This window comes from Amycolatopsis sp. lyj-90 (assembly GCF_046549035.1).
Classification (GTDB): Bacteria; Actinomycetota; Actinomycetes; order Mycobacteriales; family Pseudonocardiaceae; genus Amycolatopsis.
This window is the reverse complement of record NZ_JAJPWP010000004.1, coordinates 502,942-524,455: the sequence shown is the minus strand read 5'-3', so window position 1 is coordinate 524,455 and position 21,514 is coordinate 502,942. Positions and strand designations below refer to the sequence as shown.

Annotated in this window: 19 protein-coding genes; 9 read left to right on the top strand and 10 right to left on the bottom strand. The window is 69.9% G+C overall.

Translation table 11 applies throughout. The annotated features are described in order from the left end of the window. Positions 1-5: 5 nt before the first annotated feature. The 4 genes from ACLJPX_RS17825 to ACLJPX_RS17810 are packed head-to-tail and all read right to left on the bottom strand — an operon-like array spanning position 6 to position 4,538. Positions 6-998 (bottom strand): ABC transporter permease, encoded by a 993-nt coding sequence (locus ACLJPX_RS17825; protein WP_410601066.1) that lies wholly within the window; start codon positions 996-998, stop codon positions 6-8. Further along, complete coding sequence (locus ACLJPX_RS17820; protein ID WP_410601329.1) at positions 995-1,951, bottom strand: ABC transporter permease; 957 nt, start codon at positions 1,949-1,951, stop codon at positions 995-997. Before ACLJPX_RS17820 ends, ACLJPX_RS17825 begins: the two co-directional genes overlap by 4 nt. A gap of 38 nt (positions 1,952-1,989) precedes the next feature. Next, positions 1,990-3,465, bottom strand: coding sequence for a sugar ABC transporter ATP-binding protein (locus ACLJPX_RS17815; protein ID WP_410601065.1), 1,476 nt, complete (start codon positions 3,463-3,465; stop codon positions 1,990-1,992). A 2-nt stretch (positions 3,466-3,467) separates the two neighbouring features. Beyond that, positions 3,468-4,538 carry an ABC transporter substrate-binding protein gene (locus tag ACLJPX_RS17810; protein ID WP_410601064.1) on the bottom strand — a complete coding sequence of 357 codons (1,071 nt, stop codon included), beginning with the start codon at positions 4,536-4,538 and terminating at the stop codon, positions 3,468-3,470. A gap of 161 nt (positions 4,539-4,699) precedes the next feature. On the opposite strand from ACLJPX_RS17810, the gene ACLJPX_RS17805 reads away from it, so the two are divergent. The 5 genes from ACLJPX_RS17805 to ACLJPX_RS17785 all read left to right on the top strand — a co-directional run bounded on the left by ACLJPX_RS17805 (position 4,700) and on the right by ACLJPX_RS17785 (position 9,358). Then, the gene (locus tag ACLJPX_RS17805) at positions 4,700-5,698 is read left to right on the top strand and encodes a LacI family DNA-binding transcriptional regulator (protein ID WP_410601063.1); all 999 of its coding nucleotides are present in this window, start codon (positions 4,700-4,702) and stop codon (positions 5,696-5,698) included. 103 nt (positions 5,699-5,801) lie between these two features. Beyond that, the gene (locus tag ACLJPX_RS17800) at positions 5,802-6,905 is read left to right on the top strand and encodes a sensor histidine kinase (RefSeq protein WP_410601062.1); all 1,104 of its coding nucleotides are present in this window, start codon (positions 5,802-5,804) and stop codon (positions 6,903-6,905) included. After that, positions 6,902-7,537, top strand: coding sequence for a response regulator (locus ACLJPX_RS17795; protein WP_410601060.1), 636 nt, complete (start codon positions 6,902-6,904; stop codon positions 7,535-7,537). The genes ACLJPX_RS17800 and ACLJPX_RS17795 overlap by 4 nt, the downstream gene beginning before the upstream one ends. Before the next feature lie 97 nt (positions 7,538-7,634). After that, positions 7,635-8,033 (top strand): hypothetical protein, encoded by a 399-nt coding sequence (locus tag ACLJPX_RS17790; RefSeq protein ID WP_101608091.1) that lies wholly within the window; start codon positions 7,635-7,637, stop codon positions 8,031-8,033. Between the two features lie 2 nt (positions 8,034-8,035). Continuing rightward, complete coding sequence (locus tag ACLJPX_RS17785; protein WP_410601059.1) at positions 8,036-9,358, top strand: DJ-1/PfpI family protein; 1,323 nt, start codon at positions 8,036-8,038, stop codon at positions 9,356-9,358. A 9-nt stretch (positions 9,359-9,367) separates the two neighbouring features. Here ACLJPX_RS17785 and ACLJPX_RS17780 read toward each other — a convergent pair whose 3' ends face one another. From ACLJPX_RS17780 to ACLJPX_RS17765, 4 genes are all read right to left on the bottom strand, one after another. Beyond that, positions 9,368-10,321, bottom strand: a complete 954-nt coding sequence (locus ACLJPX_RS17780) for an Acg family FMN-binding oxidoreductase (RefSeq protein WP_410601058.1) — start codon at positions 10,319-10,321, stop codon at positions 9,368-9,370. Positions 10,322-10,430: 109 nt separating this feature from the next. Further along, positions 10,431-10,790 (bottom strand): antibiotic biosynthesis monooxygenase, encoded by a 360-nt coding sequence (locus ACLJPX_RS17775; RefSeq protein ID WP_410601057.1) that lies wholly within the window; start codon positions 10,788-10,790, stop codon positions 10,431-10,433. Positions 10,791-10,845: 55 nt separating this feature from the next. Beyond that, the gene (locus tag ACLJPX_RS17770) at positions 10,846-11,496 is read right to left on the bottom strand and encodes a response regulator (protein ID WP_410601056.1); all 651 of its coding nucleotides are present in this window, start codon (positions 11,494-11,496) and stop codon (positions 10,846-10,848) included. After that, on the bottom strand, positions 11,493-12,743 hold the full coding sequence (locus ACLJPX_RS17765) for a sensor histidine kinase (RefSeq protein ID WP_410601055.1): 1,251 nt from the start codon (positions 12,741-12,743) through the stop codon (positions 11,493-11,495). The genes ACLJPX_RS17770 and ACLJPX_RS17765 overlap by 4 nt, the downstream gene beginning before the upstream one ends. 119 nt (positions 12,744-12,862) lie before the next feature. Here ACLJPX_RS17765 and ACLJPX_RS17760 point away from each other — a divergent pair, with 119 nt between their 5' ends. From ACLJPX_RS17760 to ACLJPX_RS17745, 4 genes are all read left to right on the top strand, one after another. Beyond that, on the top strand, positions 12,863-13,636 hold the full coding sequence (locus tag ACLJPX_RS17760; RefSeq protein WP_410601054.1) for an ABC transporter ATP-binding protein: 774 nt from the start codon (positions 12,863-12,865) through the stop codon (positions 13,634-13,636). Continuing rightward, positions 13,621-15,186, top strand: coding sequence for a hypothetical protein (locus ACLJPX_RS17755; RefSeq protein WP_410601053.1), 1,566 nt, complete (start codon positions 13,621-13,623; stop codon positions 15,184-15,186). Before ACLJPX_RS17760 ends, ACLJPX_RS17755 begins: the two co-directional genes overlap by 16 nt. Before the next feature lie 112 nt (positions 15,187-15,298). Further along, on the top strand, positions 15,299-16,066 hold the full coding sequence (locus ACLJPX_RS17750; protein ID WP_101613215.1) for a DUF1206 domain-containing protein: 768 nt from the start codon (positions 15,299-15,301) through the stop codon (positions 16,064-16,066). 51 nt (positions 16,067-16,117) lie between these two features. Next, positions 16,118-17,467 (top strand): DUF2252 domain-containing protein, encoded by a 1,350-nt coding sequence (locus ACLJPX_RS17745; RefSeq protein ID WP_410601052.1) that lies wholly within the window; start codon positions 16,118-16,120, stop codon positions 17,465-17,467. Positions 17,468-17,485: 18 nt separating this feature from the next. On the opposite strand, the gene ACLJPX_RS17740 is transcribed toward ACLJPX_RS17745, so the two are convergent. Continuing rightward, on the bottom strand, positions 17,486-20,056 hold the full coding sequence (locus tag ACLJPX_RS17740) for an FtsX-like permease family protein (RefSeq protein ID WP_410601051.1): 2,571 nt from the start codon (positions 20,054-20,056) through the stop codon (positions 17,486-17,488). Between the two features lie 4 nt (positions 20,057-20,060). Next, complete coding sequence (locus tag ACLJPX_RS17735) at positions 20,061-20,801, bottom strand: ABC transporter ATP-binding protein (protein WP_410601050.1); 741 nt, start codon at positions 20,799-20,801, stop codon at positions 20,061-20,063. Positions 20,802-21,514: the final 713 nt, after the last annotated feature.

Below are 21,514 nucleotides of genomic sequence, written 5' to 3'. Positions count from 1 at the left end.
TCTCCCTATCTCCGGGTGGTCGTACGGGCCAGCGACCGCTGCAGCACAACGACCACCAGCAGGAACGCGCCGCTGACCACCGATTGGTAGTTGCTGTCGAGAGTTCCTATCTGGTTGATGACGTTCTGGATGACCGTTCGGATGCCCACGCCGATGACCGTTCCGAGAATGGTGCCCATCCCGCCGGTCAGCAGGGTGCCCCCGATGACGACGACGGAGATGGCGTCCAGTTCGAGGCCGACCCCGATCACGGTGACGCCGGACTGCAAATAAGCCGCGGTCAGCGCGCCCGCAAGCCCGGAGAGGACACCGCTCATGACGTAGACCGTGACCTTCGTGCGCGCGACCGGCAGTCCCATCAGCTTCGCGGACTGCTCCGAGCCGCCGGTGGCGAACACCGACTGCCCGAACCGGGTCCGGCGCAGCACGAGCCCGCCGATCAGGCACAGGGCCGCCGCGATGAACACCGGATAGCCGAAGCCGAAGAGCGTGCCGCGTCCGAGTTCGACGAACGCCTCGCCCTCGGGGATCTTGTACGTCGTCGCGCCTTCGGACGTGATCGCGAGCAGCAGGCCGCGCGCGAAGAGCAAGGTCGCCAGCGTGACGATGAACGGCGCCATCCCGGTCTTCGCGACGAGAAGCCCGTTGATCAGCCCGATCAGCCCGCACACCGCCAGCGGAAGCAGCAGCGCGACGAGGAATCCCCATTGCGACCCGTAGGCCGCGAGCACCCCGCCCAGGGCGTAGACCGAACCGACCGACAGGTCGATCCCGCCGGTGATGATCACGAACGTCATCCCGAGCGCGATGATCGCGAGGAACGAACTCTGCAACGCGATGTCGCGCAGGTTGTCCAGGCTGCCGAACCGCGGGAACAGCAGCCACGCCACCGCGACCATCAGCACCAGCGCGATCGCCGCGCCCTGTTTCTGCAGCACGCCGGTCATCAGCTCGCGCCGCGTGGAGTCCTGCCCGGCCAAGGTGGGCGCCGCGGTCATCGGCTGCTCCGTTCGCGTGCGACGTACACCGCGCCGACGATGATCGCGGCCTGGATCATCTGCGCGGTGGAATCCGGCAGATTGTGCTTGATGAGCGTGGCGCGGACGAGCTGCATGAGCAGGACACCCATCACCGTGCCGAGGATGCGGACGCGTCCGCCGGTCAGCGGGGTGCCGCCGACCACGACCGCGGTGATCGCGGACAGTTCCATCAGCAACCCGGCGTCCGCGGGGTCGCCGGCGCCGAGCCGGGCGGTGGAGAGCACCCCGGCCAGCGCGGCGAGCAGCCCGCAGATCGCGTAGACGCCGATGAGGACGCGGTTGACCGGCAGTCCGGCCAGCACACTCGCCCGGCGGTTGCCGCCGATCGCGACCAGCCGCCTGCCGAACGCCGTCTTCCCGACCAGCGCCGCCATCAGGACGGCCAGCACGGCCGCGATGAGGACGCTCACCGGGATCCCGAGCACCTCGCCGGTACCCAATGCCAGGAACGCCGGATCGTGCAGCTGGACGAGCTGACCGTCGGCGAGCACCAGCGCGAGACCGCGCCCACCGACGAGTAAGGCCAGTGTCGCCACGATCGGCTGGATCCCGACTTTGGCCACGAGGACGCCGTTGAGCGCCCCCGCCGCCAAACCCGCCGCGAGGGCGATGGCGACCGCGGGCAGCGTCCCGGCTCCGAGGTAGAGCGGGATGAGCGCGGCCGACAGCGCCATCACCGCCCCCACCGAAAGGTCGACGCCCTCGGTGCCGATCACCAGCGCCATCCCGAGCGCGACCACCAGTACCGGCGCGGCCTGGATGAGCTGGGTGCGGAAGTTGCCCACGGTCAGGAAGTTCGCCGTGAACGCGATGTTGAACAGGACCAGGGCGACGACGGCGACGTACACGCCGTACTCCTGCAGCCAGCGCGCCACCCGGGTCCGGTCCACCGTTTTCGCCGTGTCCGTCATGGTGCTTCCCGGGTCCTCGGTTCTCTGCTGGGTGCTGGTCATTCCGTTTCCCCGCTTGATGCGATCGCGGCCAGCACGTGGTCCTGGGTCAGCTGCTCCCCCGCCAGCTCCCCGACGACCGCGCCGTCCTTGAGCACGACCAGCCTGTCTGCGCCGTCGAGGAGTTCTTCCATCTCCGAGGAGATCAGCAGGACGGCGAGCCCGTCCTTGGCGAGTTCGTCGATCAACGCCTGCACCTCCGCCTTCGCGCCGACGTCGATGCCCCGGGTCGGCTCGTCGAGCAGCAGCACTTTCGGCTCGGTGCACAGCCAGCGCGCCAGCAGCACCTTCTGCTGGTTGCCGCCGGAAAGTTCGGAGACCTTCTGGTCGGGGCTGGACACCTTGATCCGCAGCCGTTTCACGAACGTGTCGACGATCCGGTCCTGCCGGGCACGGCTGACCAGTCCGAAGCGGGACAGCTTCGGCAACGCGGCGAGCACGATGTTCTCCCGCACCGAAAGATGGGGAATGATCCCCTCGGTCTTGCGGTCTTCGGCGAGCATGCTGACGCCCGCGCGCATCGCGGCCGCCACGTTCCCCGGCGGGACCTGCTTTCCGCCGACGAGGACGGTGCCGCCGGACAGCGGCAGGTCACCGACGATCGCCCGCGCGGTCTCGGTCCGGCCGGAGCCGAGCAGCCCGGCCAGCCCGACGATCTCGCCGGGTTTGATCTCCACCGAGACCCCGCTCAACCGGTTGCCGCTGGTGAGGTTTTCCGCACGCAGTATCGGTTCCCTGCCCGCCTCGTGGTCGCCCTCGAAGGCCGTCGCGCCGTGCGACCGGATGTCGCCGACACTGCGGCCCAGCATCATCGACACCAGTTCCAGCCTCGGCAGGTCGGCGAGCGGTCCGGTGTGGACCCGCTTGCCGTCCCGCAGCACCGTCACGCGTTCGCAGATCCGGTACAGCTCGTCCATCCGGTGACTGACGTACACGATCGCGATCCCGCGCTCGTGCAGTCTGCCGATGACCTCGAACAGCGTCTCGACCTCACGCGGTTCCAAAGAGGACGTCGGCTCGTCCATGATCACCACGTCGGCGTCGACGGAGACCGCGCGGGCGAGCGCGACCATCTGCTGGGCGCCGACGCCGAGTGTCCCGAGTGGACGGCGGACGTCGGCGTCGATGCCGTAGTCCGCCAGCAGGGCCGCCGCGTCGGCGTTCATCCGCGCCCAGTCGACGAGCCCGAACCGTTTCCTCGGCTCGCGGCCGAGGTACACGTTGCTCGCCACGCTCATCAGCGGGATGAGGTTGACCTCCTGGTAGATGGTGGAGATCGCGCCCCGCGCGTGGATCGTGCCGGAATCCGGCCGGTGCACGCCGGTGAGCACCTTGATCAGCGTCGACTTGCCGGCGCCGTTCTCACCCACCAGCGCGTGCACCTCGCCCGGCCGCAGCGCGAACGACACGTCGTCGAGCGCGCGCACCCCGGCGAACGTCTTCGTCACGCCTTCGACCTCGAGAACCGGTTCCATCGTCAGTACGCGTTCCCGAGCTTCTGCGCGGCGTTCGCCGAGTCGTACTGGTCGTCGGAGATCACCACGGTCGGCGGGATCTCCTTGCCGGCGGCGAAGTCCTGCAGCGTCGAGAAGGCGAGCGGGCCGAAGCGCGGGTTGGACTCGATCACCGCGTTGTAGCTGCCGTCGGCGATGAGCTGGACGGCGTTGCGGGTGCCGTCGATCGAGACGATCTTGACGTCCTTGCCCGGAGTCTTGCCAGCGGCCTTGAGCGCGGTGACCGCGCCGATGCCCATCTCGTCGTTTTCGGCGTAGACGGCGGTGATCTCGGGGTTGCTCTGGATCAGCTGCTCCATCACCGCCTGCCCCTTGGAGCGGTCGAATTCACCGGTCTGCTCGGCGACGATGGAGACGCCCGGCGTCGCGGCGATCTCGTCCTTGAAGCCCTTGGTGCGGTCGGTGGTCACGTTGTTGCCCGAGGCGCCGAGCAGGATCGCGACCTTGCCGGTGCCGCCGGTGGCCTTCACCATCTCCTGCGCCGCGCGCTTGCCCTGCTCGACGAAGTTCGAGCCGATGAAGGTCAGGTAGTCGGAGCACGGCTGCGAAGTCACCTTGCGGTCGATCGTGATGACCGGGACCTTCTTGGCCTTCGCCGCGTCCAGCGCGGGCTGCAGGCCGTCGGAGTTCAGCGGCGCCACGATGAGCAGTTGCGCTCCCCTGTCCAGCAACGACTTGATGTCGCTGACCTGTTTGTTGAGATCGCTCTGCGCGTTCGTGACCAGCAGTTTGCCCGCCGGGACACCGAGTTTCGTCGCCTCGTCCTTGATGGACTGCGTCTCGGCGATCCGGAACGGGTTCGCCTCCTTCTCCGACTGGGAGAAGCCGATGACCGCGTTCTTCACGTCCACCTGCGGGTAGCCGGTCTTCTCGCGGGCGCATCCCGGCCCGGTCGCGGCCTGGCTCGGTGCCGCGGAAGCGGCCGGTCCCGCCCCCGACGGGGCGGATTGCTGGGTCTCGCGGCTGGTGCAGGCCGTCAGCGCGAGCGCGAGGCCGGTCACCAGGAGCAGGGTGCGGCGGATGGGCAGGGACATCGATCGCTCCTCGGGGAAGTCGAGCACACGGGCCTGCGGTGACCCATGTCACTCATCAGGACGATGCCAGATTTACATCGTTGGTACAACGTTGTAAATCCGCCGTTCGCGCGGTTAGGCTGTGCCGGATCTGTGCCGGAGCACTGCAGAGGGGAGCGAGGGTGGCCACGCTCAAGGACGTCGCCAAGCTTGCGGGCGTCTCGGTCAAGACCGTCTCGAACGTGGTCAACGGCTACGACTTCGTGAAGCCGGAGAACCGCAAGCGCGTCGAGGAGGCCCTGGCGTCGACCGGCTACCGGCCGAATCTCGGTGCCCGCAACCTCCGCCGGGGGCGCACCGGGTTCCTCGGGCTGATGCTGCCCGAACTCAGCATCCCGTACTTCGGCGAACTGGCGGGCCTGGTGCTGCAGGCGGCGCAGGAGCACGAGTGGAACGTGCTCATCGAACAGACCCTCGGCACCCGGGAGCGGGAGCGCAACGCGCTGTCCGCGCTGGGGCCGCATCTGATCGACGGCGCGATCATCAGCCCGGAGGCGTTGCACACCAACGACTTCGAGGACCTGGCGCCGGGTGTGCCGCTGGTGATGCTCGGCGAGCACGTCGTCGACGTCCCGATAGACCACGTCGGTATCGACAACGTCCAGGCCGCCCGGATCGCGGTACGGCACCTGGTCTCGCTCGGCCGCCGCCGGATCGCCGCGATCGGCGCGCATCCGCAGCGCCACACCGCCGCGCAACGGCTGGAGGGCTACCACTTCGCGCTCGAGGAGGCGGGAATCGCGCCGATACCGGATCTGGTCCTGCCGGCGTTGCGCTACCACCGCGCCAACGGCGCCGAGGCGATGGCGCATCTCCTCGCACTGCCGGAACCGCCCGACGCGGTCTTCTGCTTCAACGACCTTCTGGCCATCGGCGCCCTTCGAGCCGCGGCCGAGCGCGGGGTGCGGGTGCCGTCGGACATGGCGATCGTCGGCTTCGACAACAATGAGGAGAGCGCGTACAGCCTGCCCTCACTGACGACGATCGCCCCGGACAAGGCGGCGATCGCGCGGGCCGCGGTCGATCTGCTGCGGCGGCGCATCGCGGGCGGGAGCGACCTCGAACCCGAAGACGTCCAGACACCTTTCTCGCTGGAGATCCGGAACAGCACCATCGCCTGACTCCGCTTCGCTCCGCGTTACTACCGCAAGTCGTCCTCTAGTTGCGGTCCTTGCACGTGCGAAGTACCGCAACTAGAGGACGACTTGCGCTTATGGTGGGTCCGTGAACCGGGCCCTGGCGGTGCTGACCCTCGTCGCGTACGTGACGTTGCCCCTCGGCTCGGCCAACTACGAGACGCTCGTGCTGCCGACGCTCGTCGTCGGGCTGGTCTACGCGGCGATCGCGATCGTCGGGTTCCCCTGGGTCCAGAAACGCGGGCGCGCCCTCGCGATCGCGTATGTCTGCGTTCAGTTACCGCTCGGCTTCACACTGTTCTCGCTTTCGGGTGCCGCTGTCGGGTCGGTTCTGCTTCTCGTGGTCCTCGTCTGCCACACCGTCTTGCTGCTGCCGTTGCCCGTGGCGTTCGGGGTCGCGGTGCTGATCCCGTTGATCCACCTGCCGATGTCGCCGTTGGACGGACTCCGCGAGGGGCTCGGGACGCTGGCGGTCATGGTGTTCGCCGCGGTGGTGACCGAGTTGATCGTCCGGGAGAAGCGGGCGCGGGAGGAGCTGGCCGAGGCGCACGAACGTCTTCGCGACTACGCCGCCCAAGCCGAGCAGCTCGCGACGACCCAGGAACGCAACCGGGTCGCGCGCGACATCCACGACGGACTCGGCCATCATCTGACGGTCGTGCAGATGATGCTGCAGGCCGCCCGCGCGGTGATCGGCACCGGCGACACGGAACGAGCCGACGGGATGCTCGCCAAGGCGCAGGACCAGTCGCGTGAGGCGCTGGCGGAGGTCCGCCGGTCGGTGTCGGCGTTGCGAGAGCCTCGTTCGGAACCGCTCGCGGACGTGTTGCGCGCCTTGGCGGGCGAGGCGTCGGCGGCGGGCGTGCCGACCGGGTTCGAGGTCAAGGGGACGGCGAGGGACACTCGCGCCGAGGTGGAGGAGTCGCTGTTCCGGGCGGCCCAGGAGGGACTGACCAACGTGCGCAAGCACGCGCGGGCCAAGGCCGCGACCGTGGTGCTCGACTACGGCGTCGCCGATCGGGTCCGGCTCGAAGTCCGCGACGACGGCCTCGGGCTGACCGGGGATTCCCCGCCGGACAAGGGTTTCGGGCTTCTCGGGCTCCGCGAGCGGGTCGCCGGGCTCGGCGGCCGGGTGTCGGTCGACTCCGCGGAAGGGCACGGTTTGACGCTCACCGTGGAGGTGCCGGGATGAGCGTCCGCGTGCTGCTCGTCGACGATCAGGCGTTGTTCCGCGAGGCGCTGGCGACCCTGCTGGAGGTCCAGCCCGAGATCGAGGTCGTCGGCGAGGCGGGCGACGGCGAGCAGGCCATCCGGCTCTGCGCCGAACTGTGTCCCGACGTCGCGCTGATGGATCTGCGGATGCCGGTGCTGGACGGGATCGCGGCCACCGCCCGGTTGCGGGCCGAGCAACCCGGCGTTCGCGTGCTGGCGCTGACCACGTTCGACGACGACGAGGACGTCTTCGCCGCCTTGCGGGCGGGTGCCGTCGGCTATCTGCTCAAGGACGTCTCGTCGGCGCGGCTGGTCGAGGCGCTGGTCGCGGCCAAGCGGGGCGAGTCGGTCCTTCAGCCGTCGGTGGCGGCGAAACTCGTCGCCAAAGTGGCCCAGCTGCCCGCCGGCCCGCCCCGGGAGAGCCCGCTTTCGGAGCGCGAACTGGAAGTGGTCCGGCTTCTGGCGGACGGCCGCAGCAACCGGGAGATCGCCAGGACGCTGTTCCTCGCCGAAGGCACGGTGAAGAACCTGGTGACGAGCGTGCTCGCCAAGCTCCAGGTGCGGGACCGGACCCAGGCGGCGCTGCGCGCGAGGGAACTCGGCCTGTTCTGACCGGGGTCACATGACCTCGTACATGACCTCCGGCACCTGCCGATATGCCCCGTCGCGCCCGAACATTGCTCCCGTCGCACCGACCGAGGGAGCCGAAATGAAGCACACGACAGAACCGCAGACCCGTAACCGGGCCGTCCTGCACTTCACCCGCCACGCCGTGGAGATGCTGCTCGCGATGGTGGCCGGGATGATCGTCCTCGAACCGGTCTGGTCGTTCCTGTGGCCGGATCTGGCGAAAAACGTGACCGCGAGCGCGCTGGTGATGGCGACGAACATGTCGCTGGGCATGGCGTTGTGGATGCGGATCCGGCGCCACGGCTGGGCATCGATCGCGGAGATGTCGGCCGCGATGTACCTGCCCTACGTCCTTTTTCTGCCCTTCTTCTGGACCGGCCTGGTCTCCGGAGGAACCTTGATGACGGCCGGGCACGTGCTGATGGTGCCCGCGATGCTCGCCGCCATGCTCCGCCGTCGCGCCGAGTACGGAGCCTGACGATGCGCACCTTTTTCCGCGTCACGCTGACCGTGCTCGCGTTCACCGTCGCCGCGCTGGCCCTGCCGCTCACGCTCGGCGGTGTCACGCTCGGCGCCAGCTTCGAAAACCGCTACACACCGAGAACCGCCGGTGCCACGCCACAACCGGTCCGCCGCGCGCACGATCCCGCCAAGCCGACCGCGGTGGTCGTCGTGGGGAACGAAGGCGCCGTCGTCTCGGACACCCTCGCGCCGTACGAAGTCCTGGCGACGACCGGCGCTTTCAACGTCTACACCGTCGCGCCGCAGGCCCGGCCGGTCACCTTGACCGGCAGGCTCGACCTGATCCCCGACCTGAGTTTCGCCGAGCTCGACAGCCTGTTGTCGTCCGCCGCCCCGGAGGTCGTGGTGGTGCCCGCGTTGCCGGACCTCGGCGAGCCGACCACGCGGCCGGTGACCGACTGGCTCCGGCAGCAGTCGGCGAAGGGCGCCCTGCTCATGAGTGTCTGCAACGGCTCGGGCCTGCTCGCCTCGGCCGGGCTCCTCGACGGACGTCACGCCACCGCGCACTGGTTCCGCATCGGTGGCTTCGAGGAAGAATTCCCCGCCGTGGACTGGATTCGCGGCACACGCTACGTCGACGACGGGAACATCGTGACCACGGCCGGGATCCTGTCCGGGATCGACGGGGCTCTGCGGATCACGGAGCGGATCGCCGGCCCCGAAACCGCGAGGAAGGCGGCCGAAGCCGTCGGCTGGGCGCACTACTCCCCCGGTTCGAGCACACCGATGACACAGAACACCTTCGAGGCCGCAGACACCGTCGTCGCGGTCAACACCGCCTTCCGGTGGGACAAACCGCACCTGGGGGTCCTGCTGACCACCGGGATCCGCGAACTGGAGCTTGCCGCCGTGTTCGACACCTACGGCGAGTCGCTGGCGGTCGAGACGACGGCCGTCGGTGTGGACGGCGCGCCGATCCTGTCCCGGCACGGGCTGACCTTCGCCCCGCGCACCGCGGTGGCGGACGACCTCGACCGGCTGATCGTGCCCGGCGCCGTCGCCGCCGCGAGTCACGCCGCCGACCGGTATCCCGGCCTCTCCCCCGTGTACCTGCACACCGAACCTGGTTTCCCGTTCGACGCGGTGCTCGAAGACCTGGCGGGCATCACGGACACCGCGACCACACGATGGACGACCAGGACACTGGAGTACCCGTCTTCGCACCTCGCGCTCGACGGCGCGGCCTGGCCGTGGACGGTCACGCTCCGGCCGTTCGGGCTGGCCGTCCTCGGGCTTCTCGTGGCCTTCGGAATCCGTGCCCTCTATCGCCGCCGCGCGTGATGGACGCGCTCACGGTCCGGTCCTGGTGACCTCCTCGACTCCGCGGCGTGGCGTGGTGGTGCCGGGAAAGCCATAGCCCACCCGGAAAATGACCTGCGGATGCTCGTTCTCCCCGAGCAGCGACCGCAGGACGGTGCGAGCGGCCGGGATTTCCATGGGCTGCGAGTAGAACGACGCGCTGAGACCGAGCGATGTCGCCGTGAGCAGCGCTCGCTGCATCGCTCGCCCGGCCCGGACCTGGGCGAGCGGCCCGTCGGTCGGCGTCGTCAGCACCGCGACGACGGGGTCGCGTTCGAATTCCCGGACCTGGTCGCTCTCTCCGTGATGCCGAACCGGCAGCAGCCCGCCCGAGGGGCGTGGCCCGCCCGCGTAGGCCGGGACGCCGTCGTGGCTGCCGTTCCCCTTGGTCCACGCACGGAGTTCGGTTTGGAAACCTTCGTCGAGCGTCTGCAGATGGTCGGCTCGCCGGATCAGCCCCGCGACGGCCTCCAGCAGACCGATCTCGTCGAGCAGGATCAGCTTCGCGCCCTCTTCGCGAGCCGCCTGCCGCACCGCGTGCCGGGCCCCGGCCGGGACCGGGGTCGAAGCGAACGGCCGCCGGTTGCTGTACCGCGCGCGGATCGACGCCGCCAGCCGCCGCTCGGTCGCCGTCGCCCGGTGCCGGGCGCCGATCCCGGCCCTGGCCAGCAGTTCCGGCCGGTTCTTCGACGGGAGCAACTCCACGTCGCAGGACCGGCCGGCGACGGCGAGCGCGAGTTCGAGGTTCAGCAGCGCCGCACCGCAGGACAACCGCGCCTCGCGGCGGTCCGGGTCGCACACCGTGAGAACCCGGTCCTCGTCGAGGACGACGCCGATGACGTCCGGCCCCACCTCGAAGAGCCAGGGCTGCGTGTTGTGGGGAGACGGCGCCCTGACGGCGGCCTCCAGCGCGGCGGTGACGGCCGGTGCTTCAGTGAGGATCATCGCGGCTCCTAGCCGGAGAGGGTCCCTCAGCCTGCCGCGCCGGAGGCGCCGCCGGGAGTGGCCGTGGTCCTTTCCGGACCGGGACTTTCGGCCCTCCCGGCCTCAGCGATCAGGCTTCCACCCGAGGTCCGGGGCCGGTCTCCCGGACGACGCGGTAGCGCGGGTTCGCGCTCACCCGCGACTCCACCTCGCCGGGCAGCCCGTCGAGGGCCGCCTGGATGGCTTCGAGACGGCCGGCGGTGTCCGACGTCTCTTCGAAATACCGGTAGTCCGCCTCGCTCGCCCAGCTGACGAGGTTGAACACCCGCGTCCCGTCGATACTCGCGTGGAACCGCGCCGAGACGTACCCCGGGTAGAACCGGACCCAGCGGTCCTGGATGTCGGCAAAGGCGTCCACCAGTGCCGCCTGGGTCTCGGGTCCGTCGACCGCGTACTCGATGATCGAGTAGAAACCCTTGTCCTCGCTCATGTTCACTCCTTGATCCGTTGGTGAACCCAGGATTCACCCTCCACCAAGGTGGAGATCAAGAGTGACCTGCCTCATGGGCGACGATCGCCAGCTGGATGCGGTTGGTCAGGTCGAGCCGGGTCAGCGCGCTGGAGATCGTCGCCTTGATGCTGGAGCGCGAAAGATGCAGCCGCTCGGCGATTTCCGCGTTGTTCAGCCCCTCGGCGACGGCGTGCGCGACTTCGCGTTCCCGTTCGGTCAGCAGCTCCATCCGGGTCCGCGCGGAACCGCGGTCCGGGCCCTGCCGTGCCGCCATGGCGATCACGGTCCGGGTGACCTCCGGCGACAGCACCGGCTCCCCCGCCGCCGCGCGCCGGACCGCGTCGACGATCCGTTCCGGCGGGGTGTGCTTGAGCAGGAACCCCGCCGCACCGGCCCGTAGCGCGGCGAGCACCGTCTCGTCGGCGTCGAACGTCGTCAGCATGACCACGGCGGGCGCGGGTTCCCCCGTGCGCTTGCCGAGGGCGGCGGTGGCGGCGATGCCGTCGAGCACCGGCATCCGGACGTCCATCAGCACGACGTCCGGCCGCAGCCGGGAAACGGCGTCCGTCACGTCGGCGCCGTCGGCCGCCTCGCCGACGACCTCGACGTCGGTCGCCCCGCCCAGCATCAGCCGGAGTCCGCCGCGCACGAGAGGGTCGTCGTCGACCACGAGCACCTTGATCACGACGCGCACGGTATCCGAGCCCGCATGCGGAACTCCCCGTCGGCGATCTCCCTGATCAGGTCTCCGCCGTGGAGCGCGACCCGCTCGGCGAGGCCAGTCAATCCCGCTCCGGCACCGGGGATCTCGCTCGTGGTGACGCCGATCGGCGCGGCGTTGGCCACCTGGACCAGTACTTCTCCCGCCACGGCGTCGCTCACCAGTACGTCGACCGCCGCGCCGGGAGCGTGTTTACGCGCGTTCGTCAGTCCTTCTTGGACGATCCGGTAGATCGTGCGCTGCACCTGTGGCCGCAGGTCTCCGAGTCCTTCGGCGAAATCGGCCCGGACCTGTTGGCCGCTGAGCCGGGCTTCGTCGACGAGCGCGGGCAGCCTGGCCACCGTCGGCTGCGGCGCCTCACGGCCGTCTTCGCCGTCGGGCTGCTGACGCAGCAGGTCGAGCACCTCGCGCAGCTCTTCCAGCGCTTGGTTGGCGTTGGACCGCACGACCGCCACGACGTCGCGGACCTCGGCCGCCGACGGTTCCGGCGCGGCGCCGCGTTCCGCCTGGGCCGTGCGGTACTCCAGCGCGCCGGCGTGCACCGCGAGCAGCGAGATCCGGTGGGCGAGGACGTCGTGCATCTCGCGCGCGATGCGCTGGCGTTCGGCCCGGCGGCTCTCCTCCAGTTCGCGCGTGTGCCCCCGCCGCTCGGCGTCCGCGCGCATCCGCAGGGCGAGGACGACCTGACGGCGGGCGCGCACCCCGATTCCGGCCGTCACCACGAGCGCCGCTCCGAGCACCAGGCTGATGAGCCACGGCAGCGGCTGGGTGGCCGCGCCGGGAAAGAACGCATGGATGTAGGGGACGCTGATCAGCACCGCCACCGACGTGATCGGGACCGCCGGCTTCCAGCCCCGGTGCAGCGCGAGGGAGAAAAGCAACAGGATCATCGCCGCCGCCGCGGTGTTCGCCAGCGCCCCGGCCGTCGCCGCGAGGAGCCCGGCCGTGACCGGGAACCTCCGTCGCCACCAGATCGCCAGGCAGATCACGGCGCCCATGACCGCGTCGCCCACCTGCGCCCAGATCGGCAGTCCGAGCACGTTCGGGAGCACGAAGTATTCGAACTCGAGGAACCAGACCAGCGCCGCGATCGCGAACATCGTGATGTCCACGGCCCAGTCACGGGGCGTGCGCCTGCCGGGCGACTCCCCCGGCTCGTCGGCGCGGGCGAGCTCGCCGGGCAGCATCCAGCGGTCCACCGTCACGGCCATCCTCGCAGTGTAGATAAGGACGGACCGGACAAGTGGCCACGATCTTCGCGGCCACTTGGCCATCGGGTCTGCCTCGCGGACCGAGGTGCCGCACCCCCGGCTCCGGCCATCGTGAGCCCATGCAGACCGAAACGGTGCCCGCCCTGCGGCTGGACGGGCTGACGAAGACGTTCTCCGGGAAGACCGCCGCCGACCGGGTGGAGCTCACCGTGCCGACCGGCTCGCTGACCGGGCTGGTCGGCCCGAACGGCGCGGGGAAGACCACCTCGCTCGCGATGACGGTCGGGCTGTTGCGGCCGGATTCCGGGACCGCCGTGGTCCACGGCATCGACGTCTGGCAGGAACCGGCGAGGGCCAAGGCGATCCTCGGGGTCCTGCCCGACGGCCTCGCCCTGCCGGAACGCCTGACCGGCGCCGAACTGCTGACCTACTGGGGACTGCTACGGGGCATGGACGCCGCCGTCGTCCGCTCGCGGTCGGCCGAACTGCTGCGGATCCTCGAACTCGACGAGGCCGAGGAACGCGGCGTGCTCGTCATCGAGTACTCGACCGGGATGCGGAAGAAGATCGGCCTCGCGACGGCGTTGCTGCACGCGCCCAAGGTGCTCGTGCTCGACGAACCGTTCGAGGCCGTCGACCCGGTCTCGGCGCGGGTGCTGCGGGCGATGCTGCTGCGATTCGTCGCCGCCGGCGGCTCCGTCGTCATCTCGTCGCACGTGATGTCGCTGGTCGAGGACCTCTGCGACCGGGTGGCCGTCATCGCGGACGGCCGGGTGGTGGCGAGCGGCACGCTCGCCGAAGTGCGCGGCGATTCAACACTCGAAGACGTCTTCGTCCGGCTCGTCGGCGAGCGCGGTGTCGGGGAGGAGGACCTGCTGTGGTTGGCGACCTGATCCGGCTGAAGCTCGCGATCCAGCGGCACACGCACAGCTGGAAACGAGTGCTCGGCCTCGTCGCGGGCGTCCTGGCGGCCGCGGCCACGTGGGCGGTCGTGTTCGTTTCGGAGCCCGCCGCCCGCACCGACGTGCTGCTGCTGGTCCTCGCGTTCTGGACGGCGGGCTGGATGATCGGCCCCGTCCTCACCTCCGGCGCCGCGATGCTGCGCCCGGAGTACTTCACGCTGCTGCCGCTCTCGCGCCGGGGGCTCGGGGCCGGGCTCCTGGCGTCCGCGTTCGCCGGGGTCGGCGGCGCGGTGACGGCGATCGCGGCGCTGGCGCTGATCCCGTACGCGCTCGCCGAAGCGACCTCCGCCACGGCGATCGCCGCTGCCGTCACCGGCTTCGTCTGCGCGGTGCTCCTGGTCGGGTTCGTGGTGGCGCTCTCGCGGACCGTGTACGCGTTGCTGGGCGCGGCGATGCGCACCCACCTCGGCGTGGAACTCGCGGCCGTCCAGTACGGCCTGCTGCTGTCGTCGATGACGGCGGGCTGGGTCGTCGTCCGCCCCGTGCTGGAGTCGATCCCGACCTTCCTGCGCGAGGGCTTCGGGACCATCCCCGCCAGGGCGGTACTGGAGTGGACGCCGTTCGGGTTGCCGCTGCGCGCCGCCGGGGAGATGGCGGCCGGACGGCCGTTGCCCGCGCTGGGTTCGCTCGCCCTGCTCGCCGTTGCCACGGTGGTGGTGAAGCTGGCCGCGATCGCGCTCCTGACCCCGCACGTCGGCGATCGCACCGTCCGGCGTCGCCGCCGCCCGCTGGGCAGCCGCGCCGGGTGGCTGCCCGCGAGCCCGCTCGGCGCCGTCGTCGGCAAGGAGATCCGCACCTGGTGGCGGGATCCGTGGCGGAGCCTGGAAGTGCGCTCGGCGATCTGGTTCGGCGTGTTCATCGCGGCCTACGGCGCGATCGCGGGTGTCCCCGAGATCGCCGGGCTGGCCGGTGTCGCCGTCGCGCTCACCGTGGCGCTCAGCGGCGCGAACCTCTACGGCCAGGACGGCACCGCGCTGTGGCAGCTCGTGGTGGCCGAGAGCCCGGAGTCGGTGCGCGCCGACATCCGCGGCCGCCAGATCGGCATCACCGTCCTTTTCGGACTGCCCGCGCTCGTCCTGTCGGCGCTGATGATGGCCGTGACCGGGATCTTCGACTACACCGTGCCGATCCTCGCGGTGCTGATCGCGCTGCTCGGCGTCGGCTGCGGCACCGCGCTGGTGATGTCGGTGCTCGGCGCGACACCCGGTGTCGACCCGCACCGGCGCGTCAACGCCACGGACGCCGGGGAGAACACCGCCGGGATCTTCGCGGCGTTCCAGATCCAGCTGTGGGCGACCGCGCCGACGTCCGCGATGGCCGCGGTGCTGACCTTCGCCGGGGACTCGCTCCCGGCCTGGTTCGGCGCGGCGACGCTCGCGGTGGCCCTCGTCAACGCGGTGGCGGGTGCCTGGCTCGGTGGCGCCCTCGCGACCCGCAGGTTGGCGGCACGTCTGCCCGAGACGTTCGCCAAACTCCGGTGAGCCGCCCGGCCGCGGGGGGTGCGGCCGGGCGGCTCAGGGGGAACCTGACAGATCGGACACATTGGGCCGCCCGGCCCTGGTGGACGCGCGGCCGCTCGACAAGGATCGCCCGATGCGCGACAGCAAGACGTTCGACCTGATCGCCCGGGGCGGGCTCGTCTGTTACGCCGTGGTGCATCTGCTCGTCGCGTGGCTCGCGGCGCAGGTCGCCCTCGGCGACAAGGCCAGGGCGGACAAGGCGGGCGCCCTGCAGGTGGTGGTCGCGGAAGGCGGCGCGTGGCTGCTGTGGCTGATCGCGGCCGGTCTCGCCGTACTGGCGTTGTGGCAGCTCAGCGAGGCGGCCACCGGGCACCGGCACGTGGACGCGCGGCGGCGGACGGTCCGCAGGATCGTCAGCGGGATCGAGGTCGTGCTGTACGGCCTCGTCTCCTACAGCGCGGTGAAGGTCGCGATCTCGGGCGCGGACGACGGCCAGGGCTCCATGGTCGCCGACATCCTCGCGGAGTCCTACGGCCAGGTTCTGGTGACGGTCGTCGGGATCGGCGTCGTCGCGGTGGCGGTGTTCCTCGCCCAGCGCGGGTTCCGGAAGACCTTCGTGCGGGAACTCGACTTCGGGAAGGCCTCGGGGACGACCCGCACCACGACGATCCGGCTCGGCCAGGTCGGCTGGATCGCGCTCTCCGCCGCGTACGGCACCATCGGCGTGCTGACGGTCATCGCCGCGGTCACCTTCGACCCAGCCAAGGCGAGCGGACTCGACGCCGCGCTGAAGACGCTCGTCGCCCAGCCTTACGGCGGTCCGATGCTGCTCACGCTCGCGGCCGGGATCGCCGCTTTCGGGGCCTTCGCACTGCTGGACGCCCGATTCCGCAAGATCTGATCTGCCTGGCGAACCGACCTGTGGCACCGTGATAGCCGTCTGGAGGTCGTGATGGCAGGTGTGGTCGAGTGGATCCGCGAGCAGGGCGAGGACGATCGGCAGGCGCGGATCGTCGAAGTGCTGGTCGACGCCTTCGAAGACCTCATGCGCGCGGACGCCGACGCGTTCCGCCGCAAGTTCCGCAAGATGGCGGCCGCCCCGTTCGCGTTCTACCGCGGTTCGGCGTGCCTGTTCTACGCGGACATGGCGCACGAGGAAGACCCGTGGGCGAACGACGAGACCAGCCGCGTGTGGATCCAGGGCGATCTCCACGCCGAGAACTTCGGCAGCTACATGGATTCGTCCGGGACGCTGGTGTTCGACGTCAACGACTTCGACGAGGCCTACCTCGGCTGCTTCACCTGGGACCTCAAACGGCTCGCGGCCAGTGTCGCGCTGCTGGCGTGGAGCAAGGCGATCTCGGACGACGACATCGAGACGTTGATCGGCACTTACCTGCGCGCCTACGTGAAGCAGGTCCGCGAGTACGCCGAACGCCCCGGCGACGAACTCGTCCGGCTCCAGCTGGACAGCACCGAGGGCATCCTGCACAACGTGCTGCTCCGTGCCCGGCTCAAGACGCGGATCGACCTGCTCGACGAAGTGACCACCGTGGAGGATTACGACCGGAGGTTCCGGCACGGGCCGGGGGTCCGGGTCCTGGAGAAGGCGGAACGCAAGACCGCGATCGCCGCCTTCGAGTCCTATTTGGACACCATTCCGGAGAACAAACGGTTCGGCAGCATCACCTACCGGGTCAAGGACATCGTCGGCCGGACCGGTTTCGGTATCGGCTCGGCCGGGCTGCCCGCGTACAACATCCTCGTCGAAGGACGGACCCAGGCGCTCGAGAACGACGTCGTCCTTTCGATGAAACAAGGGAACGTCGCGGCGCCGAGCCGGATCGTGGCCGAGCAGAGCATCCGCGACTACTTCACCAACGAGGGGCACCGCACCGCCGTCTCGCAGCGCGCGTTGCAGGCGCACGCGGATCCTTGGCTCGGGTACACGGAGATCGACGGGACCGGGTTCGTCGTCTCGGAGTTGTCGCCCTACGTCGACGACCTGGACTGGTCGGATCTGACGGAACCGGCGGAAATGGGACCGGTGCTCGACTATCTCGGCCGGGCCACCGCGAAGATGCACTGTGTGTCCGATTCGGACTCCGAGCAGACGCTGGTCGACTTCCAGAGCGAAGCGGCCATCGCCGAAGTGATCGGTGACCGCGAAGACGAGTTCGTCCGCACGCTGACCGAGTTCGGGATGGCCTACGCCGAGCAGTCACGGGAGGACCACCGGTTGTTCGTGGACGCCTTCCGCGGCGGGAAGATCCCCGCCGTCCGGCCCGCCGCGGAGGGCTGACCGGACGACGGGGGCCGGTTATTCGCGGAGGCCGATCGCCTCGATCGGCTTGGACCGCAGCGCCACTCGCGTGGCGAGGCCGAGTGAGACCAGGCCGAGCAGGATCGCCCCGGCGATGACCCCGCCGAAGACGGCGATCGTGCCGGACGGCAGCGGTGTCCCGCGCAGGCCGAGGTTCAGCAGCATCAGGGGAACCCCCGCCACCACGGTCCCCAGCAGGGCCGCGACCCCGACGGTCGCCAGTGCTTCGAACCGCATCATGCGGACCACCTGGCGCTTCGTGGTGCCGATCAGGCGCAGCAGCGCGAACTCCCGCGAGCGCTGCGCCGTGCTCATCACCAGCGTGTTGGCCACCGAGATCACGACGTAGCCGAGGATCACGCCGACCGCGACCAGGTTGACGTAGAACTGGGCCTGCTGCTGACCGCCGGCGGGCGCGGCGACCGCGGATCCCGGTATCACGACCAGACCCGGATAACGAGACGCGAGGTCGCGCAGGGCGGCGGTCACGGTCGCGGAGTCCGCGTCGGGCTGCTGCCGCACGAGCACCGCATCGTCCATCCGGTCACCGGTGTGCGCCCTGGCCAGCTCGACGGGCAGCACGTAGCGGCCGAACGCCTGCTCGTGGGTGTACGTGGCGACCAGCCGCAGTTTCGCCGGAGCGCCGTCACCGTAGTAGAACTCGACCTCGTCGCCGATCTTCTTCTCGTACCAGTCGGCTTCCCGCTCGCTCATCGCCACGGTGTTCCCGGTCAGGTCGGTGATCTTGCCCGACACGACGCCCAGGTCCAGGTTGCCGCGCACCTGTGTTCCGTCGAGCCCCTGCGCCCCGTACCGGTCGACGCGCACTCTGTCCTGCTCCTGCACCGTGTTCATCACCTCGGTGCGCACGACCGGGGTCGCGGCGGCGACCCCGGGGATCCGGCGCGCGGCCTCGGCCACCTCCGGGGACAGGCCGCCCGTTCCACTCGCGAGCACGTGGTCCGCGGTGGTCGACTCCACGGTCTCTTCCTGCCGGGCGGCGGCCGCGGAGGTCTGGCTGTAGAACATCGTCAGCGCGAACGAGACCGCCAGCATCACCGGCGTCACCGCGGCGGCGAGACGCCGCGAGTTGGCCTGGCTGTTCGCGGCGGCCAGGTAGCCGCTGATCCGCGAAGTCCGGTTGAGCACCGGGGCGATCAGCCGCGTCATGAACGCGACCACCTTCGGACTGACCACGGCCAGCCCGATCACGATGATCAGCGACGACGAAGACGAAGCCGCGAGCCCGGCGTCACCGCGCAGGAAGAACGGGACCATCGAGCCGCCGAGACCGGCGACCACCAGCGCGGAGCCGACGATGACCCGCACCCGGCCGAGCTCACGCCGTTCCACCGCGGCCTCGCCGAGCGCCTCCACCGGGCGGATCGAGGACGGACGTCGCGAAGCCGACCACGCGGCCAGCCGGGCCGTGCCCAAGCCGAGCACCAGCGCGGCGACGAGCGGGATCGGGCTGAGCGCCAGCTCGAAGTCCGGCGGGATCACGCCGACGGCCCCGAAGGCGTTCCTCAGCCCGAAGCCGACAGCCACGCCGAGACCGCTGCCCAGCACCCCGGCGACCACCGCGACCAGCATCGTCTCGGCGCCGATCAGCTTGCGGATCTGCTGGGGTGTCGCCGCGATCGCCCGCAGCAGCGCGAACTCCCGGCGACGCTGGTTGATGACCAGCGCCAGCGTGCTGGCCACGACGAACACCGCGATGAGGAGCGCGAACCCGCCGAACGAACCCGCGAGCGCCATCAGGAGCATGCGGGTCTGGCTGACGTCGAGGAATTCGACCGTGCTGCGCTCGACCCCGGTCGTCACCGTCACCTTGTCGGTGCCGACCGCGTCGCTGATCCGGTCGGCGAGGTCGCCCGGCGTGACACCCGGGTCCGCCAGCACGCCGATCGCGTGCACCTGGCCGGGCGTCCCGGCGAGTTCGGCCGCCTTCTCCTGCGAGAAGAACACCGAGGACTGACGGCTGAGGCCGTTGCCCGATTTCGGCGCGGCGATCCCGGAGACCAGATAGTCCACCGGGGTCGAGCGGACGGCGACCTTCACCCGCTGACCGGCCGTCACCCCGCTCCGGGACGCCAGTTCCGCGTCGAGGACGACCTCGTCGGCACCGGCGGGTGCGCGGCCGTCACGCAGTGAGAAAGGAGCCAGTGTGGCGGCGTCCCAGTTGTGGCCGAGCGACTGTCCGCCTTCCGGCCCGTTCAGCGCGCGGCCGTCGGCCGTCACGACGTTGGCGGGGAAGCTCTGCTCCGTGACCACGCCGCGGACGCCCGGCACCGAGGTGATCGTCCCGGCGATCGTGACCGGCACCGAGGCCTGCTCGCCGACCTGCTGGGTTTCCATCGGTCCCGCCCCGGGCGGGTCGACCGTCTGCTGGCCGCCGACGACGACCGCCGCATCGGCGTACCGCTGCGTCGGGACACCGGCCCGCAGGCCGGATTCCATCAGGATGCCGCAACCGGCGACGAGCGCCGTGCCGCAGAGGATCGCGATGAACGCGCCGACGAACCCGCTCAGGCGGGTCTTGATCGTCTGCCATGCCAAATCCCACATGACGTCACCACTCCCCGAGGTGGGTCATGCGCTCGGCGACCCGTTCCGGCGTCGGCTGCGGGAGGTGACCCGCGAGCTTGCCGTCGGCCAGGAACAGCACGCCGTGCGCGGCCGAGGCCGCCACCGGGTCGTGTGTGACCATCAGCACGGTCTGCCCCATGTCGTCCACAATGGAACGGAGCAGGTCGAGCACCTGGCGCGCGGTGCGCGTGTCCAGCGCACCGGTCGGTTCGTCGGCGAGAACGACCTCCGGCCGGGTGACCAGCGCGCGGGCAATGGCGACCCGCTGCTGCTGGCCGCCGGACAGTTCCGACGGGCGGTGTTCGAGCCGCTTCGCGATCCCGACCCCCTCGACGATCTCGCGCAGCCACTGCGGGTCGGGCTTCTGCCCGGCCAGGCGCATCGGGAGCGTGATGTTCTGCAGCACGTTCAGCGACGGCAACAGGTTGTAGGCCTGGAAGATGAACCCGATGCGGGTCCTCCGCAGCTCAGTGAGCGCTTTCTCACGCAGCTTGCCGAGCTCGGTGTCCCCGAGCAGCACCCGTCCCGAACTCGGACGGTCCAGACCGGCCGCGCAGTGCAGGAAGGTGCTCTTGCCCGATCCCGACGGTCCCATCACGGCGGTGAACGTGCCCTTGCGCACCCCGACGGTCACCCCGTTCAAAGCAGTGACCGCGCCGTCACCGGAACCGTAGACCTTGCTCACGGATTCCAGTGCCAAGGCGCACGTGCCCCCTGAAGTCATCATTTCCCCTTAAGCGGTGTTGATCTCTCTCGTCAAACCTACGGTCGGCGAGGGCCCGGATCGATCCCGCGTGAGGGAAGACTCGTGGTAGCGCTGGCACCACCATGACCCGGTTGATCCGCGGTCACGGCGCTGTGCCGGCTGGTGCGGGAGGGGGCAGCAGGCGCGCCATAGGGACCTGAAGCTCCCCGGCTGTCCTTAAGGGACACTTCCAGGCAGCCGGTTGCCCGTTTCATACCGTATGTGCACTTTACTAAGGGGGTCACGAGTGGCAATGCGCGTTCCATTGAGGGGTAAGTCAAATGTGGCATGACCGAGCCTCTGCGGCGAAGGACTCCTTCGCTGGCTTCAAGGTTAAGGGGCGACCTCGTGGCGTGATTCTGGACCGGCCTGCGGGCGCCAGTCGTTCCTTGAGTGTCCACAAAGGACACCTTCTGGCGGCAGGATGTCCGATTGTTGGTTAGATGTGCGGTTTTCGAGAGGGTCGTGAGTGGTAAAGAGGGTTAGAACCCTCTTTACCACTCACGACCCCCTCCGCAAAGCGTGCATATGGGCATCAATCAGACATTTACCCGGCCAAATGTGTCCCGTGTGGACAGTCAGGGTGCGGCCGGCCCAGATCCGCGATGCTGAAGGCTCCCTTCACCGCATCGGACGCGGCGATGGGTGCCTTCAGTCCGGCACGACCCGCCCGCGAACACGACACGTTTGCC